The 16,153-nt window shown below is 38.4% G+C and carries 13 protein-coding genes; 9 read left to right on the plus strand and 4 right to left on the minus strand.

Features of this window, described 5'->3' with window-relative positions; genetic code table 11:
• Window positions 1-6: 6 nt before the first annotated feature.
• Entirely contained in the window at window positions 7-2,004 is a 1,998-nt protein-coding gene (uvrB, locus tag ACMX3D_RS18060) for an excinuclease ABC subunit UvrB (RefSeq protein ID WP_482747257.1), read from the minus strand.
• Window positions 2,005-2,407: 403 nt separating this feature from the next.
• Here uvrB and ACMX3D_RS18065 point away from each other — a divergent pair, with 403 nt between their 5' ends.
• The 6 genes from ACMX3D_RS18065 to ACMX3D_RS18090 all read left to right on the plus strand — a co-directional run bounded on the left by ACMX3D_RS18065 (window position 2,408) and on the right by ACMX3D_RS18090 (window position 7,206).
• A complete protein-coding gene (locus ACMX3D_RS18065; protein ID WP_482747258.1) occupies window positions 2,408-2,869 on the plus strand; it encodes a hypothetical protein in 462 nt (153 codons plus the stop codon).
• A gap of 324 nt (window positions 2,870-3,193) precedes the next feature.
• On the plus strand, window positions 3,194-3,376 hold the full coding sequence (locus ACMX3D_RS18070; protein ID WP_482747259.1) for a CsbD family protein: 183 nt from the start codon (window positions 3,194-3,196) through the stop codon (window positions 3,374-3,376).
• A gap of 257 nt (window positions 3,377-3,633) precedes the next feature.
• Window positions 3,634-4,074 carry a hypothetical protein gene (locus ACMX3D_RS18075; RefSeq protein WP_482747260.1) on the plus strand — a complete coding sequence of 147 codons (441 nt, stop codon included), beginning with the start codon at window positions 3,634-3,636 and terminating at the stop codon, window positions 4,072-4,074.
• A gap of 69 nt (window positions 4,075-4,143) precedes the next feature.
• On the plus strand, window positions 4,144-4,665 hold the full coding sequence (locus tag ACMX3D_RS18080) for a hypothetical protein (protein ID WP_482747261.1): 522 nt from the start codon (window positions 4,144-4,146) through the stop codon (window positions 4,663-4,665).
• Between the two features lie 537 nt (window positions 4,666-5,202).
• Window positions 5,203-5,598 carry a hypothetical protein gene (locus tag ACMX3D_RS18085; protein WP_482747262.1) on the plus strand — a complete coding sequence of 132 codons (396 nt, stop codon included), beginning with the start codon at window positions 5,203-5,205 and terminating at the stop codon, window positions 5,596-5,598.
• Window positions 5,599-6,294: 696 nt separating this feature from the next.
• Window positions 6,295-7,206, plus strand: a complete 912-nt coding sequence (locus ACMX3D_RS18090) for a hypothetical protein (RefSeq protein WP_482752374.1) — start codon at window positions 6,295-6,297, stop codon at window positions 7,204-7,206.
• Between the two features lie 479 nt (window positions 7,207-7,685).
• On the opposite strand, the gene ACMX3D_RS18095 is transcribed toward ACMX3D_RS18090, so the two are convergent.
• Window positions 7,686-10,091 (minus strand): GH116 family glycosyl hydrolase, encoded by a 2,406-nt coding sequence (locus tag ACMX3D_RS18095; RefSeq protein ID WP_482747263.1) that lies wholly within the window; start codon window positions 10,089-10,091, stop codon window positions 7,686-7,688.
• Window positions 10,092-10,665: 574 nt separating this feature from the next.
• On the opposite strand from ACMX3D_RS18095, the gene ACMX3D_RS18100 reads away from it, so the two are divergent.
• The 3 genes from ACMX3D_RS18100 to ACMX3D_RS18110 all read left to right on the plus strand — a co-directional run bounded on the left by ACMX3D_RS18100 (window position 10,666) and on the right by ACMX3D_RS18110 (window position 12,972).
• Window positions 10,666-11,325, plus strand: a complete 660-nt coding sequence (locus tag ACMX3D_RS18100; protein WP_482747264.1) for a DUF305 domain-containing protein — start codon at window positions 10,666-10,668, stop codon at window positions 11,323-11,325.
• A 25-nt stretch (window positions 11,326-11,350) separates the two neighbouring features.
• A complete protein-coding gene (locus tag ACMX3D_RS18105) occupies window positions 11,351-11,545 on the plus strand; it encodes a heavy-metal-associated domain-containing protein (protein WP_482747265.1) in 195 nt (64 codons plus the stop codon).
• Between the two features lie 338 nt (window positions 11,546-11,883).
• Window positions 11,884-12,972 carry an aromatic ring-hydroxylating dioxygenase subunit alpha gene (locus ACMX3D_RS18110; protein ID WP_482752375.1) on the plus strand — a complete coding sequence of 363 codons (1,089 nt, stop codon included), beginning with the start codon at window positions 11,884-11,886 and terminating at the stop codon, window positions 12,970-12,972.
• A 378-nt stretch (window positions 12,973-13,350) separates the two neighbouring features.
• On the opposite strand, the gene ACMX3D_RS18115 is transcribed toward ACMX3D_RS18110, so the two are convergent.
• Window positions 13,351-14,028, minus strand: coding sequence for a hypothetical protein (locus ACMX3D_RS18115; RefSeq protein WP_482747266.1), 678 nt, complete (start codon window positions 14,026-14,028; stop codon window positions 13,351-13,353).
• Between the two features lie 62 nt (window positions 14,029-14,090).
• Entirely contained in the window at window positions 14,091-16,079 is a 1,989-nt protein-coding gene (locus ACMX3D_RS18120; RefSeq protein ID WP_482747267.1) for a heavy metal translocating P-type ATPase, read from the minus strand.
• Window positions 16,080-16,153: the final 74 nt, after the last annotated feature.

Genomic DNA, 16,153 nt, shown 5'->3' on the forward strand with positions numbered 1-16,153 from the left:
AGTCTACTAGTGTCCGATTAATTTGTCTCGCAGATGTTTGATGCGATCGCGCAATTTTGCTGCTTCTTCAAATTCTAGTTTTTTCGCGGCATCTTTCATCTGTGCTTCTAACTTGGTAATTAAGTCGGGAATCTCCTCTAAAGGTATTTCATTAATATGTTCATCTACCGCTTTTAACTCTGTGGCATTTAACCTGCGCGATACTTCTAAAAACGACAAAATTGCGTTACTAGATTTTTTGATAATTGGTTGCGGTGTAATTCCATGTATCCGGTTATATGCAGTTTGAATATTACGCCGTCTTTCAGTTTCTTCAATAGCTTTAATCATGCTGTCTGTTAAATTATCAGCATATAAAATCGCTTGTCCGCGAACGTGACGTGCGGCTCGACCAATCGTTTGAATTAAAGAACGTTCAGCACGTAAGAAACCTTCTTTATCTGCATCTAAAATTGCTACTAAGGAAACTTCTGGTAAATCCAAACCTTCCCGCAGCAAGTTTACCCCAACTAACACATCAAAATTCCCATCGCGTAAATCTTGAATAATTTCAATACGTTCAATTGAATTAATTTCGGAATGCAAATACCGCACACGAATACTGTGGTCTTGCAAATATTCGGTCAAATCTTCCGCCATACGCTTAGTTAATGTTGTAATTAACGTTCTTTCATTGCGGTCAACTCTATCTTTAATTTCTCCCAGCAAATCATCAATTTGTCCTTCTGTCGGACGCACAGAAATTTCGGGGTCAATTACCCCAGTCGGACGAATTACTTGCTCAACTATGTGATGATCAGAAACTTCTAATTCCCAATTGCCAGGTGTAGCCGAAACAAAAATACATTGGTTGACTTTTTGCCAAAATTCATCTGCTTTTAAAGGACGGTTATCTGCGGCGCTGGGAAGACGAAATCCATGTTCAATTAACACTTTTTTCCTAGCTTGGTCACCGTTATACATACCCCGAATTTGCGGCACAGTCACATGAGATTCATCAATAACTAACAGCCAATCTTTTGGGAAATAATCAATTAAACATTCTGGTGGTTCGCCTGCTTGTCGGCCTGCAAGGTGACGCGAATAGTTTTCTACACCGTTGCAATAACCAACTTCTCGCAACATTTCTAAATCGTAACGAGTGCGCTGATCTATCCGTTGCGCTTCTAATAATTTGCCTGTTGTTTCTAATTCTAGTTTTCGCTGTTTTAATTCAAAGGCAATATCTTCGCAAGCGATTTCTAACCGTTCTTCTGGTGTAACAAAGTGACGCGCTGGGTAGATATTAACAGCATCCAAACTATTAATAATTTCACCTGTTACCGGGTCAATATAGCGAATCGCGTCAATTTCATCGCCAAAAAATTCCACACGAATAATTCTATCTTCGTAGGCTGGGCCGATTTCTAAAACATCACCCCGGACGCGAAAACGTCCTCGACCCATTTCTAAATCGTTGCGACTATATTGCACAGATGCTAAATCGCGCAAAACTTCGCGTTGATTGACTTCCATGCCAATTTTTAAGGGTATGGCTGCTTTTAAGTATTCAGCGGGAATTCCTAAACCGTAGATACAGCTAATAGAAGCAACGACTATAACATCACGACGTTCAAACAGCGATCGCGTCGCTGAGTGACGCAACATATCAATTTCATCATTAATCGAAGCTGTCTTTTCAATATATGTATCGGTTACGGGAATATACGCTTCTGGTTGATAATAATCGTAGTAGCTGACAAAATACTCAACTGCATTTTTGGGAAAGAACTCACGTAACTCATTACAAAGTTGTGCAGCTAAGGTTTTGTTATGTGCCAAAACTAAGGCTGGTTTACCGACCTTCTCAATTACTGCTGCTACTGTAAAGGTTTTGCCGGTTCCTGTGGCTCCCAGTAAGGTTTGGTAACGATTACCCGCTTGGATACTGGAAACAAGTTGTGCGATCGCTTGTGGTTGATCACCTGTAGGTGCAAAGGGAGCTTGAAGACAAAATTCTGTCATACAGTTTTACCTTACTCAGTGCTGAGTGCTGAGTGCTGAGTAAAAAGTGCTAAGTACTTTTGTATGACTCTAAATGCTTGAGTACGAAAAAAGTTTGATAGCCCATCTGTGATTCGATGTTCTCTCTACTCAGCACTCAGCACTTTCAACTCAGCACTTCTCATTGGAAATACCCTATCTCATAGTAGCGAACCACTCTGTACCTGTTGAGCTTCCGTACCCAAATGAATAAATAGCAATATTATTTTACAAATATTTATTCTTTAAATTTACTTATGTGTAAGTTTTGAAGATAATTATACCTATGCAAGGTTTTTTAAGGGTAAACTTTGATATATGGAAAAAAGTCTAATTTTTCCTCAAATATTGTAAAGTTCAATTAAGAAACCAGAGGTATTAGTTTATGGCCATAAGCAGCACTGGCAAAGCAGCTAGTCCGCGTCAAAGACGTGCCAAACTAAAGGGAGAAACAACCGTGGAAGTTGAAAATAATCAAGGTCAAGCTGTGAATAACGAGCAAAGCACTCAAGATACAAATAATTCCGATAAGCCTGGAACACTTGCTATTGCTGGGGTTCGTCCGATTGCTGGCAGTGATTTACAAGTAGCTGAGACAGTCTCGATTGCGGGTATACGTCCCATTTCTGCTAGTAATTTAGAAGTAGTAGAGACCATCAATGTGATGGGTATTCGTCCTATTGCTGCCAATACTATCAAAGTTGTTGATAGCATTAACCTCTCGGGTCTGCGTCCAATTGCTTCTAGTTCATTGGTAGTTTCTAGCAGCTATTCCGTAATGGGGAACCGTCCAGTTGCATCAAATATTATTGACGATTCTGAAATTCTTATGGGTTTTATCGACTAGATCAAAAAATCATTTTTCATTATCTAATCAACCCGCTTTCTAAAAGAAAGCGGGTTTTTTAATGATTTTAATAGTAGAAAAAGCTAGATTTATATCATTACTAATCTAACTTAATTTAAAGGTTTAGTTTCAGATCCCCGACTTCTTTCAGAAGTCGGGGATTTTGATTATTGTTAGTATCTCTCCTTTTATAGAGACCAATAATATATCCTGTGGTGGAAGGCTACAGCAGAAATATAAAGTTAAGTTGTAAGAGTGATAACCAAGAAGTTCAAAGTAAATAACAACTTTGAATGTTTATTTATATAAGATTAGGAGAGTAAAATGAGCTTAGAAGATCGCGCAAAAGCTACTGCTAAAAATATTGAAGGCAAAGCTCAAGAAGCAATGGGTAATGTAACTGGTGATCCAGAAGATAAAGCTGAAGGCAAAGCAAAACAAGCTGAAAGCGAAGTACGTCAAGGCATGGAAGATGTCAAAGATTCTGTAAAAAGAAAGATTGACTAGAATTAATTGTGTTTGCAATTAATAAAAGGATGAAATCTAGAGAATTGAAACTTAGATACTCATTCTTCTCTTTCTGATTAACCTAGGCTGACAGAGCGCAAATTTAGAGATGCAATCTTTTACGTCTCTAAATTTCTGCTCTCCTTAGCTAGAGAAATGATTAATTATGAAGTTAAAAATAATATCCTATTCAATTTCACTAGCTAAGAAATACAAATAATTTGACATATAAAAGCTTTCATGTTGGGAGTGAGAAGATGATACTGCTGGAGCAGATTCGGAAAATTGCGATCGCTGGTATTTTAATTGTGGTGTTAACCGTAACTACCGCTTGTGGTGGCTCTACAGTCACTCAAGCTGATCGCACAACTAACCCGCCTGCAATTGGTAGAGATGTAGCTTACAGCGAATTAGAGAGAGGTAATACTGCTGGGGGTCAAACTTTTGGTAACTGGGTTGTGCAAACATCCAGAGGATTAATTAAGGACGCATACGTGAGAGATAACAACAAATTAGGTGTTGTGATTTCCCGTGAAGTTCGTCCAAATGAAGTTAAACCTTTAGCCAAGTCTTTAGTTCAAGGTTTTCGGAAGAATTTCCCTAATCAAGATTTAACTGTTTTGGTTTACGGCCCTGACAAAAAGTTAATTCTGACGACTCAATACGATGTTCAGACTAATCAAGTGAAGTATAGCTAATACGAATTTTAGATTTTGGATTGAGAAAGAGAAAATTCGGAAATTGGTTCTGAATAAGGAGATAAAAAAGTGTCAACCAGCGAAGAATACAGACGGCATATAATGCAAGATTTAGCTCAAGGTGATGTGGAATCATTGGATGAGCCATCAACCGATGCAGCTACTCAATACGATAATTTTGACGATTTCGCTCAACGGACAACTACAGATCAACGTCGCCAATTATTTGGTCGTTCTCTTCATCCAGAGCGCATTCCCTCCAGCCAAATGGAGCCAGAATTACAAAAGGCGATCGCACAAATTAAACCCAATGAACGCGATGATGTTGCTCGCGCTTTCTTCAAACACTTAAAAGAAAGAGGTTTAGATGAGCGCCATTTGGAACAACAGTTAGGTCTTTCCACTCACAACCCCAACCGGATGAGTGCAGATGATGTCAGCAAACTTGCATCTTTTGCTTATCACAACCACCCAGACATTTTCCGCGAAGTACTAGCAGAGCAACCTGGTATTATTAAATTCCTGAGTAACCCTGTAGTAGCCGCAATTTTAGGTATCGCAGCTGCTAAGTGGTTAGGTAGCCGCAAATAAGTTTTCTGGAGAGTAAGACATTCAGGTGGGTAAAACCACCTTTTTTTATGCCTAAAAAGCATGAAAACTGTAAATCTAAAATAAAAAATATTTCAGTATTTTAACATAAAGTTATTTTTAGCAAAATAAACGAGTAGCCTATTTCTTTTGATATATACCCATCAACTATAATCAAAACTCTTGGCAGAGATACAATGAATTTTCTTTTGCTAAATATATAATTAGAATCTTAAACAGAATACTTAGTACTACTAGTTATCTAATAAAATATTGTGTAGGTATACTTAACCGCTGATTATGTAGATAATTGTAAGTTACTATACATTATTCTTATTAAGGTTATTTCATATATAGGACTCATATTTGATTTTTGAAAAAAATCAGTAGACCTTAATTACTTCTTTGCTATTCCCCGTTCCCTGTTTCCTGTTCCCTACCTATACAAGGATTTTCAGTAATCAAATCCGATTCCTATAAATCCGTTCAGCATTTTCATTTAACACATATCAATCTGTCACAAATACTTATAGTAATATTATGTTTATTAAAACAGAAGTTAAAAAAACAATAGAAGTCAATGATTCTTATTTGGGTCGGAGTGAGTTGCAAAATCAAAAAACACAACCTCAAGGCTTAAATGTTCCGGCTGCAACGTTATATTTAAGTCCGATTGGTCTTCTGTTTAGTTGGATAATTTTTTTTCTGGTATTAAGAAAAATCCAGAGTGTTTTAGATAACAAGATGGTATTTAGCGTCAAGAGCTTGCATCAAGTCCCTTGTAAAAATTGCCGCTTTTATTCTAACAACCATTATCTTAAATGTGCAGTGCAACCTTCTATTGTGATGACTGATGAGGCTAAAAACTGCTCAGAATTTTGTTCCAAGAAAGATAAGTTATCAGAAAAACAATTTTTTCGGCGGAGAGAAGAGTAATTAAGCTTTGCTTATTTAACTTATAGCTGCAAGCTAAGGTGATATCTTAAAGGCGATCGCCATAGCAGTTTGTTTAAGAGTTATCAGCAAATCTACTACCTACCCCTATTTTCTCTCTTCACAGCAGTTAGGGGTGCTGATTTATGGGTTTTTATCGAGAAGACACTGAAGAAAAGCTGCTAATTACTAGGGAAATGGTATAGGAATCCGATTTGATTACTGAAAATCCTTGTGTAGGAAGGGAACTCTTAACAGGGAATAGGGAACAGATAACAGGAAAGTTAGTTGTGTACTGATTTTTTTCACTCATCAAATATGAGTTCTATAGAAGCACTGCAATAGGAAAGAATAGTCAAACAAGCAACAGGTCTCAGGTAGAAAAATTCTGAGAAAAGTTGTGATTGCTAGGTATTGACCCTGATACTATTTAGACGTGCAGAACTTTATACTACAGAAGTGATGTTTATAACTGCTTCATGAATCAGTTACTCAGAATCAGGGTACACTGACTAAAACTGATAGGTCTTCTTGCCAAAAGCAGAAGCAGGCTAAATTTTAAAGATTTTATTTGGCAACTCGTCTTTTTACTCATAAAATCTAAGACAAGCTAAAGTTCCCATGAACAGAAGCCTAAGTATCCACAGTCCGGTAATAAATCAGGGTTAAAAAGCTATCACGAAAACTCAAATGCTAGAAATGGTAGATCGGATAAATGATATTGCTTGGCAAGCTCACCAGGGTAGCGTTGCCGCAATTATTCAATTATTAAACGAAAAGTTAGCCCACTCTGGTGTCAGAACCAGAGCTATTTTTGCTGATGGAGTTTTACAACTTCTCTGTGAAGCATCTAAAAAAGAGCAACTGGAACAATCGACCTTAGTAGAACAAATCCAGAAAATCCTGGAGTCGATCGCACCGCGCAATATTCATCGAGTTAATATTAATAGCCGAATTGTTAGAGAAGAACAATTACTTTGGCTAAAAGAAATTTATAGCGATCGTGAAAATCAATTACTGTGGTCACAGGAAATTACCTTAACTCAACCACATTTAGTTAAACAGCTAATTCAGGATTTGGCAGGAGCTACACAACTAGCACAATCAGCCCTGCTAAAGAATCAATCTTCTCGTACTTCCGTACTAAATAAAAGAGATAAATATAAGTATTTACCAAAAACCAGAATACCAACAGCCGTCAGTGTGGGCTTTGTAGTGTTGTTGGGTTGGATTGTATATGCTCAGTTAGGTGATAGGTTGAAAATTTTAGTTCAATTAGAAACATCTCAACCTGTCACTACAGCCAACGCTAAAGAAAGTAAACCAGCTGCACCAGTCACGACTGCTAAAAGTAATTTTGGTGACGCTGAAGAAGAGAAAGATCCTTTTGGAGCTGCTGTGCGAATTGCCAACCAAGCTACCATTAGTGGCAAAACAGCTACAACTTCAGTTCAATGGTTAGATTTAGCTGCTAAGTGGCAACGAGCATCTGATTTAATGGCAGCAGTACCAGCAAATCACACTCGCTATCGAGAAGCTCAGATTCGTACTGAACTATATAGGAAGTATAGCGAAGCGGCTCAAAAAGAAGCTCAGAAAAGCCCTTCCTAGGCTAAAACCCTTGATAACAATAAGGTTGATTTTTTCTATACAGAATGTCACAAATACTGCAAAATTATTAGCCTTTGATTGAGGTAGAAAAAGAATACCTTGTCATGGTTTGACATATTGTTGTAATAACAATGTCATTTCAATAAGGCAAACTGAATTTAGTCAGATAAATAAGGTGTAAGTGTAAGTTGGCGGTCTTTCCGCCTTTTTTATTTTAGTGCGATCGCATTTTTGCCAAGGAATTGAAACGCCAGTGACATATTCATAGGCGATATTTTACTAATACCAGAGATACACATCTATCTGCCAAGGCTGGGACTATTCCCCCTAGCCTTTCTTATTAGAATTTACAGATTGAGACGAAAAATCAACGGTTTAAACAAGAAGTTTAGAGGAATAGGGTGTAAGTAAGCAACGCCTCTTGCACCCTGATATCCAATCTTCACAAATTACATTTGTGAGTATTTTTCACCTGTTGTCTATTTATTCATCACTAAATAAATACCCCAAATCGCCATTGCGCGGAGATAAGTACTAGCGCGGAAAGTCCCGACTGTGGTGATAGCTTCTGGAGTGCGGAATTGCAGTCCGTTGTTGTAAACTTGCTGTACTACAGCTTGTGTTAGTCGCAAAGCTTCATCCTTCATTCCCATCTGCACTAGAAAAGCCGCTAGTCCAAAATTGATTCCTGTCCAAACTTCCAGAGGATGGGTAGCCTTGGGGTTTTCTGGAGAACCGTCGGGAAGCACACCGTTCGCCGCACCAAATTGACCATTTTGGAACTTCAAAAAGCAAGCATCATAAACAGTCTTCAGAGCAGAAAGGGCGCGATCGCTCGGTACAATATCCGGTAGTTTTAGTAATCTTGCATAAAATTGACCGCATAATTGATCTGCCATCACCACAGCAGAACCACTACCACTATCTAATTTGTAATACTGACCATTCCACAGTTTTTCTTCGTAAATAGGGCGAGATTGCTGTAACCATTTTTCATAGATAGACTTCTGTTTCTCTTTCTCAGCATCTCTGTGGTTCGTTATTAAAATATCACTAATTGCGATCGCCGCTTCCAAAGCAGCCAACCACAAGCCGCCACAGTAAGCACTAACCCCTTGTAACCGCCAATCATCAAAGGTTTGGTCTGGTGCGCCAGAATTCTCAGGAATTCCATCACCATCTTTATCAAAAGTTTTCAGATAATCGAGGGTTTGCACTATTGCATCCCAACAGTCTGCTAAAAACTCTACATCATCGCCACCAGTCAGCAGAAAATCTCGGTAGACTTGCAAAACAAAATCGCAACTTAAATCTTTCCACAAATTACAGTCTTGATAACAGGTGTAATTAGTTTTCTCCCAGACTTGTTCATTGGGTGCGCCTAAATCGTGGGGTGTTGCACCTGCAACTTTACGGGTGGCAGTTGTCGTATCTGCACCAATTGTATAGTAATAGCCAATAATCCTTTGATGGTCATCACTTTGGGGAATTGCCCGTGCAAAAGCCCGCATTACCGACTTTTCTAATTCTGGGAACAGCAACAGCAGCCCAAAGGAACCGTACAACCGCACATCTAAACTTTCATACCAGCGGTAATCTAAACATTCCAACACAGCAAACTGACCGATAGGGTCGATTTCTGATGCTGCACTCCAAAGAGTACCACCGCTAGTCAGGTCATATAATTCGTTAAATAATGCCATTTTGAACCAATCTGGCATATCTTCGCGCTGGAGAATTGGTGCTTGCCAACTTTGAATTTGCGATCGCCAAGTTTGATAATTTTCTAAAGCAGTAGTCGCAATTTCCCAAGCTTGATTTCCACTCCTACCAAAAAAATCTGTATGTCTGCGGTAATAATTTATTCCCGCTGCAAATTCTGTTACCGGGAAATCCCAAGCCAACACAAAAGGAATTTCTAAAGTTTCCCCTGGTTGGAGAGTGAACCGAACTGCGATCGCACTGCCTAACTGTTGATTTTCGGTCGCTGGATTTGGCTCTATATAATTAGGCAAAGAACCGTCCGCCGCGAAGCTTTGCCATACCTCCTCACCCGTACCTTCAGGATTCCATCTGCTGTGGTGAAACACTTCTACTTGGGGATGTTTTAAGGTTGCAATACACCAACTCCCATCACCTTCTTGCACAGGTTCAGTCATCCCCACCCGTCCTAAAAAGCAGCCTAAGTATTCAGAGTTTTCCACTAACTGATTGTAATTTCCTTTACTCTCACCCCAACGCGGCTGATACTCATAAACTGGACTACCATCATCACGGATTTTTACTTCCGGCGACTTCAACGCATTAGTAAACCAGCCCACCATATTTTCCCAAGTCAGCATAATGCTGAGGGTAATCGGTGTATTGCTGGGGTTATGCGCTTTCCACAAAAACACCGCCACAGGATAACTAGTTTCTTGATAATTATTTGCCCAGATAGGTGAAAACTGCTCACAAGTTAGCTGTGCTTGAAACACATTTTCATATACAAACCAACTACGCGGGTATAAAGCATGATAATTCCCTGTAAAAGCTGACTCAGTACTTGCTGGATACCATTGCCAAGCATTGAGGCTACCATCTTCCGGTGATGCAGTAGATAAAGCATAGGCTTGAGAAGATGTGCCATGCAACTCAAACACACTGAATTGACAAGCCGGGACATTTTTGAAGATATGTTCACCGCCGTCGATGTGCCACAGGTTAAAATCTCCCCTAGAAGAACGACCGATGCAACCTGCACCAAAACCGCCCAAAGGCATACCATGCCAAGGGCCATCATCAATATTACTAGCGTAGCGGACGGTATAAGGTTTGTCCCAGCCTAAGCCTATGGGACGATTCCAAGTACAGAAGGGAATTTCTAGGGAGTGTTGATTTGTCATTACCTGATGTCACCGCGTGCAGTTACGCTAAGGAAGCTTAACGTGATGTGTTATTTTTCTCAAGTTTTTTCTTCAACGTCAAATGACCTCCTTTAGGGAGATGAACTGTCAAGCTAGTATGTCTAAATTAATCACGGATGTCTGCTTAAGCACTAGGACATTTTCAGGCTTAACGTACTGTTAAGCCTTTTTCTTTTGGATATTGGGAGCGATCGCTTTTATCTTTTACACTTTTTTGCAATAATCGGATTGATGTTATGCAATAAATGCATCAGTGCTGATGCAATAACCTCTGACAAGTGCGATTCTCGTTTATGTAGGAATAGGTTGATGCTGATAGAGATAGATACCCCCGGCAAAAACCGGGGGCTTTTTGTTTTCAGCCTATGGATCATCAGGGCTTACACCAACAGATTTTTAGACAACACATCCTTTTGTCGCCTAGTAAATGTAACGAATTGTAAAGTCTGCTAGATTCTCCAGTCTCATGGAGAGTTTAGGATGAATTTAAGTCTAACAAGATGCACCCAAGTAGAACACAAATAGCTCCTTTGAACCAGAAAGGAGGAACAGTATGTTAAGTAAAACAACAATTTATGGGCTTGTAGGTATACTCGCAGGAAGTACTATTACAGGTTTATCGATAACCTATAATGCCAAAGCAGAACAACAGCGTCCGTTATCATCGCCGCCTTGTGGTGCAAGCAGCACTATGCCACATAAGATGGCTGGGAGACAACAAGTAGATCAGCACTTCATCGAAATGATGATTCCCCACCATCAGGGAGCGGTAGAAATGGCAGATTTGGCTTTGCAAAAAGCGCAACATCCTGAGTTGAAAAAGCTGGCTACTGCAATTAAAGCCGACCAAACCAAAGAAATTGAGCAAATGAGAGCTTGGTACAAACAATGGTACGGTACTGAAGTCCCTGCTACTCCAAAAAATGGTATGGCAATGCATCATGGTGGAAGTCATGGTATGCCAGGAATGTCCATGCACTCAGGAATGATGGGCATGGAGATGAATCTGGAGACTTTGAAAAATGCTTCTGACTTCGACAAGGAATTTATTCGCCAGATGATTCCTCACCATGAGTCAGCAGTGATGATGGCAAAGATGGTAGCTAATAATGCTACCCATCCTGAAATTCGCAACTTAGCTGAAGCTATCATCAAATCACAAACTGCTGAAATTCAGCAGATGCAGCAATGGTATCAAGCTTGGTCTAAATAGTTTTATCGTTCAAAATCTTACAACTATGACACTTACACTCACAGTTCCCAACATGGCTTGTTCTGCTTGTGCAAACAATATTACCAATGCAGTAAAGACAGTTGATGCCAATGCCAGCGTTGAAGCCGATCCTAAAACTAAGCTGGTTAGTGTAGAAACTCAAGCTTCTGAGCAAAAAATTAAGGATGCTTTAGCCGAAGCAGGCTATCCCGCAGCTTAATTCTTGATTAGAAACTAACAGACTGATTGTAGAAATTAGAGTCAGGGTTAAAGGACAAGTTTCCTTTAGCCCTTATATTTATGAAAAACTAACTTTTCAAATGAATTATTAAAGCAGAATATTCTTAAATTTATTAGTATTTTCCGTAGTTTTAGTTTTACAACTCTTGATAATAATTAGTTTCTAGAAAATACCAGTTTTTATTGCTATGCCAAAAATTTAACAGTTTTGTTTAAATGAATTGAATTAATGTTTTTGCTAGTACTTAAAATAACCGTTTTGCTGAGATTAACATGATATTCCTAGAGGAACCGCTTCACTTCTAGTGAAACCTAAAAATCAATGTTAACTCGCATAATTTTATCTCGATGCGTAAACCTAAAACTTTTAATAACCCAGAGCGTTTTATTGAGGGCTGGCATTGGGTAATGCCATCTCAAAATCTGCGAATAGGTGAGGTAAAAGCCGTCACTATTTTGGGCAGAAATCTAGTAGTTTATCGTGGTCAAGATAAAAGGGTAGTTATTTGTGATGCCTACTGTCCACACATGGGCGCTCACTTAGCAGAAGGCAGAGTTGAAGGTAACGAAATTCGCTGTTTTTTCCATCATTGGAAGTTTGATGAGCAAGGAATATGTGTAGAAATTCCCTGCTTAGATGAGCCACTACCTATTAAATTAAAGACTTGGCCAACCGATGAAAAGTACGGCATGATTTGGATTTGGACTGGAGAAACTCCACAACAACCACTACCATTTATTCCAGATTTAGAACAAGATGATTTTGATGTAACTTTTGGGTTTCACTTTGTCAAAAACTGTCATCCTAATGTGGTGATGATTAATGCAATTGATGCTCAACACTTCAATACAGTTCACAAATTACCATTAGAAGTCATCTTTGATAAGCAGGAGTATAATCATAATGCTATTATTTTCACTAATATTACAGATATAGTTAGGGATTCTAACTTTACAAAACTGATTCGTTCTATATCAAAAAAAGCCATTAATTACAGTGTTTGTTATTGGTATGGCTCTATTGCTATTGTGACGCTTGGCCCTGATTTTCTAGGTTTACATCTGATGTTTGCTCTGCGTCTTTTAGAATCTGGTAAAACAGAAGGTCAAACTATATTAATGGTTAAAAAACGTAGAGGAGTTTTTGGCAGGTTATTTAATCAATTTGTGCTGTGGCTAACGAAATTTTTAGGTAAAAATTTTGTTAAGGGTGACAACAAAATTTTTCGGACAATTCGCTTTGACTTAAGAACACCCATTAAAGCCGATCAATCAATCATGCAGTTTATCAATCATGTTGAAAGACAAAAACCCCTAATGTGGGGAACTTGGCAGTTAGCGCGATCGCGTGAAATCGAACTCAAAGAAAACCACAATAAATGGCGTGATGATTTGACTAATGATTAAAAAGTGCTGAGATATCTGTAAGGTGAGCATTTACTAATATATTCGCTTAAAATGCCCACCCTACTTTTGATTGTACTTTTAATTTTATATAGGACGCATATTTGATTAGTGAAAAAAATCAGTACACAAATAAATTTCCTGTTATCTGTTCCCCGTTCCCTGTTCCCTACCTACACAAGGATTTTCAGTAATCAAATCGGATTCCTATATACTTAAGCTTTAATAAAAAGAAGTGGCAAAGCCACTTCATCATTCCCAGGTAGAACCTATAAATGAGTATAGCGATTGTATGAATAAAAAATGGTATAAATAAACACTGATTATTTAGCGATCGCAGTTTTTCAGGCTGAGAAGTCCAAGAATCTCCAGTAAATGAGTTTACTGCTCTGAGTTAAGTAAAACAGTTATTTCCGCCAGCCTCACTCCCAAAGGTTTCCAGTGGGGGTTGCTGGAAGAAAAAGTGCTATCACCTAACACTGCACGATAATCATTAGGATATTTCTCGGAAGCATTGGGTGCAGCATCCACCCGTAAGATCAGTTTACCTTGATAGCGCGATAGCCGGCTGGTATCTAGCAAAATAGTTCCGCCATAATCCCAAGCCAGTCCATAAAGTTTAAAGTTGCCTAATTTTTGGCGTAACTCACTCCACCCAGTACCAACACCAATACCTTCGCGGGTTTTCCAAGCAGTTCCTAAGTTATGCACATTTAGAGGTTTAGTACGAGTGTTATCGCTCCAAACTACCAAAAGCGATCGCTCTCGACCTAAGTTTACCTGAGTAGCAGCAAAACGACCGATTCCTTCTGAGCCATAAATAGTTTTATCAACTAAATTAGCAGCACCAAATAGCCTCACTAAATCTTTTTTAGTAGTTTTACGTGTAATCGGCCCGACTCGTTCGCCAGGAACAATTAAGTTATCTGTTAACGGTTGTGATTTCGCAATCGTGAGGTGATGAAAGTGATTTTGGGGTAATGCAACTGCTGGGGTTGCTGAGTAGCTAATTAATAAAGCTAAGGCAGCAGTTGCTATGTTTTTGATGGGTAGATTCACTGTATTACTCTGTTGAACAGTATGAGTTATTAGTGACGATTTTTCATGTCTACTGTTCCCTTTTATTTCATCACTCTAGTAGCGTTAAAAATTGCTAACAAAGCGACACCAACATCAGCAAACACAGCTTCCCACATTGTTGCTACACCTAAAATACCTAAGCCAATAAATGCAGTTTTAATTGCTAAGGCAAAACTAATATTCTGCCAAACAATTTTGCGAGTTTTTTTGGCAATTTGGATTGCTGTGGCTACTTTAGAAGGTGCATCTGTCATGAGGACTATATCGGCAGTTTCAATGGCTGCATCTGAGCCTAAACCACCCATTGCCATACCAACATCGGCTCTAGCAATTACAGGTGCATCATTAATTCCATCACCGATGAAGGCTACTTTGCTATGTTTATTATTGGTGCTGATTAACTTTTCAATTGCATCGACTTTTTCTTCTGGTAATAACTCGGCAATATAGGAATCTATGCCAAGTTGTTGAGCAATCCGAGAAGCGATCGCCTGATTATCTCCTGTTAAAATGACTGTTTTTTCTACACCCTGTTTTTTGAGTGCTTGAATCGCTTCTTTAGCATCGGCTTTTAACTCATCAGCAATGATAATATATCCAGCGTAAATATTATCTATTGCTAAATGCACAACTGTACCTTCAACATTGCAGGTATCATGGATAATATTCTCTATATGTAGTAAGCGATCGCTTCCTGATAATACTACTTTATTGTCTACCTTTGCCCTAATTCCATGACCTGCTATTTCCTCATAATCTGTCACTGTTGATATATCAAGACTATCACCGTATGCTTCTCGAATTGATTGCGCGATCGGGTGATTAGAATGACCTTCTACTTTTGCTGCTAATTCCAATATTTCTTGTTCATTATATCCATTGAATGGGACAATTTTTAGTACTTTAAATACTCCTTTTGTTAAAGTGCCTGTTTTATCAAAAACTACTGTCTTGACTGTGGTTAAAGTATCCAAAAACATTGAACCTTTAATTAAAATACCGCGTTTAGCAGCACCACCAATCCCACCAAAATATCCCAAAGGTATACTGATTACTAATCCACAAGGGCAAGAAATCACTAATAATATTAACGCCCGATACACCCATTCTGAAGATGTAGCGCCAGGAATTAATAAAGGTGGTAATAGCGCTACTGCCAAAGATATAAACACAACTACTGGCGTATAATAACGGGCAAATTTTGTAATGAATTTTTCGGTTTCTGCTTTTTTACTTCTGGCATTCTGTACCAAATCTAAAATCTTAGCAATGGAAGACTCATTAAATAATTTTGTAACTTTAATTTTGATTAATCCAACTTGATTGATTGATCCAGCTAATACCGTGTCTCCAACTTTAACTGTTTGCGGTACAGATTCTCCTGTTAAAGCAGATGTATCAATTTGAGACTTTCCTGTGATTATTTCACCATCTAAAGGAATTTTTTCACCAGGTTTAATAACCACAATGTCTCCTATTTTTACTGTTTCTGGAGACACTTTATTTAGTTCGCCTTCTATCTCAAGATTGGCATAATCTGGACGTACTTCTAATAAAGCTTTAATCGAGTTGCGGGAACGACTAACGGCTATATCTTGAAATAATTCTCCTATTTTGTAAAACAACATTACACCCACAGCTTCGGGTAATTTATGAATTGCTAAAGCGCCTAATGTTGCGATTGTCATTAAAAATGTTTCATCAAAAATTCTCCCTCGAAGGATATTCCGTCCGGCTGTTTTTAAAACACTCCATCCACTTAGAAGATAAGCAGGGATAAAAATTAGATATTCACCAATAGAATAAGGTGTATTGTGTAACTGTTGTTCAAAAATTAACCCAGATAAATATAAAATGCCAATCAAAGTTAGAGAAAATATCTCGTTTTTTAAGATAAATTCTCCCCCGTGATCATGGTTATGATTCTCATCATGATTATGCTCATGGTTATGGTTATGATTCTCATGATGCTGATGTTCATGTTCATGACTACAACAACTGGAATGTTCTGAATGTGTTTTATGCTTCATTTTGTCAAAACTCAGGTTTTTTAATATATGAGCGTATATTCAAATTTATTAGAAACTAAAATTTTATGCAAGCT

It is taken from the genome of Anabaena sp. TISTR 8404 (assembly GCF_056847745.1).

What these genes read in the sequence shown, in the direction of transcription:
- uvrB (WP_482747257.1), bottom strand. Translation starts at nt 2,004, where the DNA reads ATGACAGAATTTTGTCTTCAAGCTCCCTTTGCACCTACAGGTGATCAA.
- ACMX3D_RS18065 (WP_482747258.1), top strand. Translation starts at nt 2,408, where the DNA reads ATGGCCATAAGCAGCACTGGCAAAGCAGCTAGTCCGCGTCAAAGACGT.
- ACMX3D_RS18070 (WP_482747259.1), top strand. Translation starts at nt 3,194, where the DNA reads ATGAGCTTAGAAGATCGCGCAAAAGCTACTGCTAAAAATATTGAAGGC.
- ACMX3D_RS18075 (WP_482747260.1), top strand. Translation starts at nt 3,634, where the DNA reads ATGATACTGCTGGAGCAGATTCGGAAAATTGCGATCGCTGGTATTTTA.
- ACMX3D_RS18085 (WP_482747262.1), top strand. Translation starts at nt 5,203, where the DNA reads ATGTTTATTAAAACAGAAGTTAAAAAAACAATAGAAGTCAATGATTCT.
- ACMX3D_RS18090 (WP_482752374.1), top strand. Translation starts at nt 6,295, where the DNA reads ATGGTAGATCGGATAAATGATATTGCTTGGCAAGCTCACCAGGGTAGC.
- ACMX3D_RS18095 (WP_482747263.1), bottom strand. Translation starts at nt 10,091, where the DNA reads ATGACAAATCAACACTCCCTAGAAATTCCCTTCTGTACTTGGAATCGT.
- ACMX3D_RS18100 (WP_482747264.1), top strand. Translation starts at nt 10,666, where the DNA reads ATGTTAAGTAAAACAACAATTTATGGGCTTGTAGGTATACTCGCAGGA.
- ACMX3D_RS18105 (WP_482747265.1), top strand. Translation starts at nt 11,351, where the DNA reads ATGACACTTACACTCACAGTTCCCAACATGGCTTGTTCTGCTTGTGCA.
- ACMX3D_RS18120 (WP_482747267.1), bottom strand. Translation starts at nt 16,079, where the DNA reads ATGAAGCATAAAACACATTCAGAACATTCCAGTTGTTGTAGTCATGAA.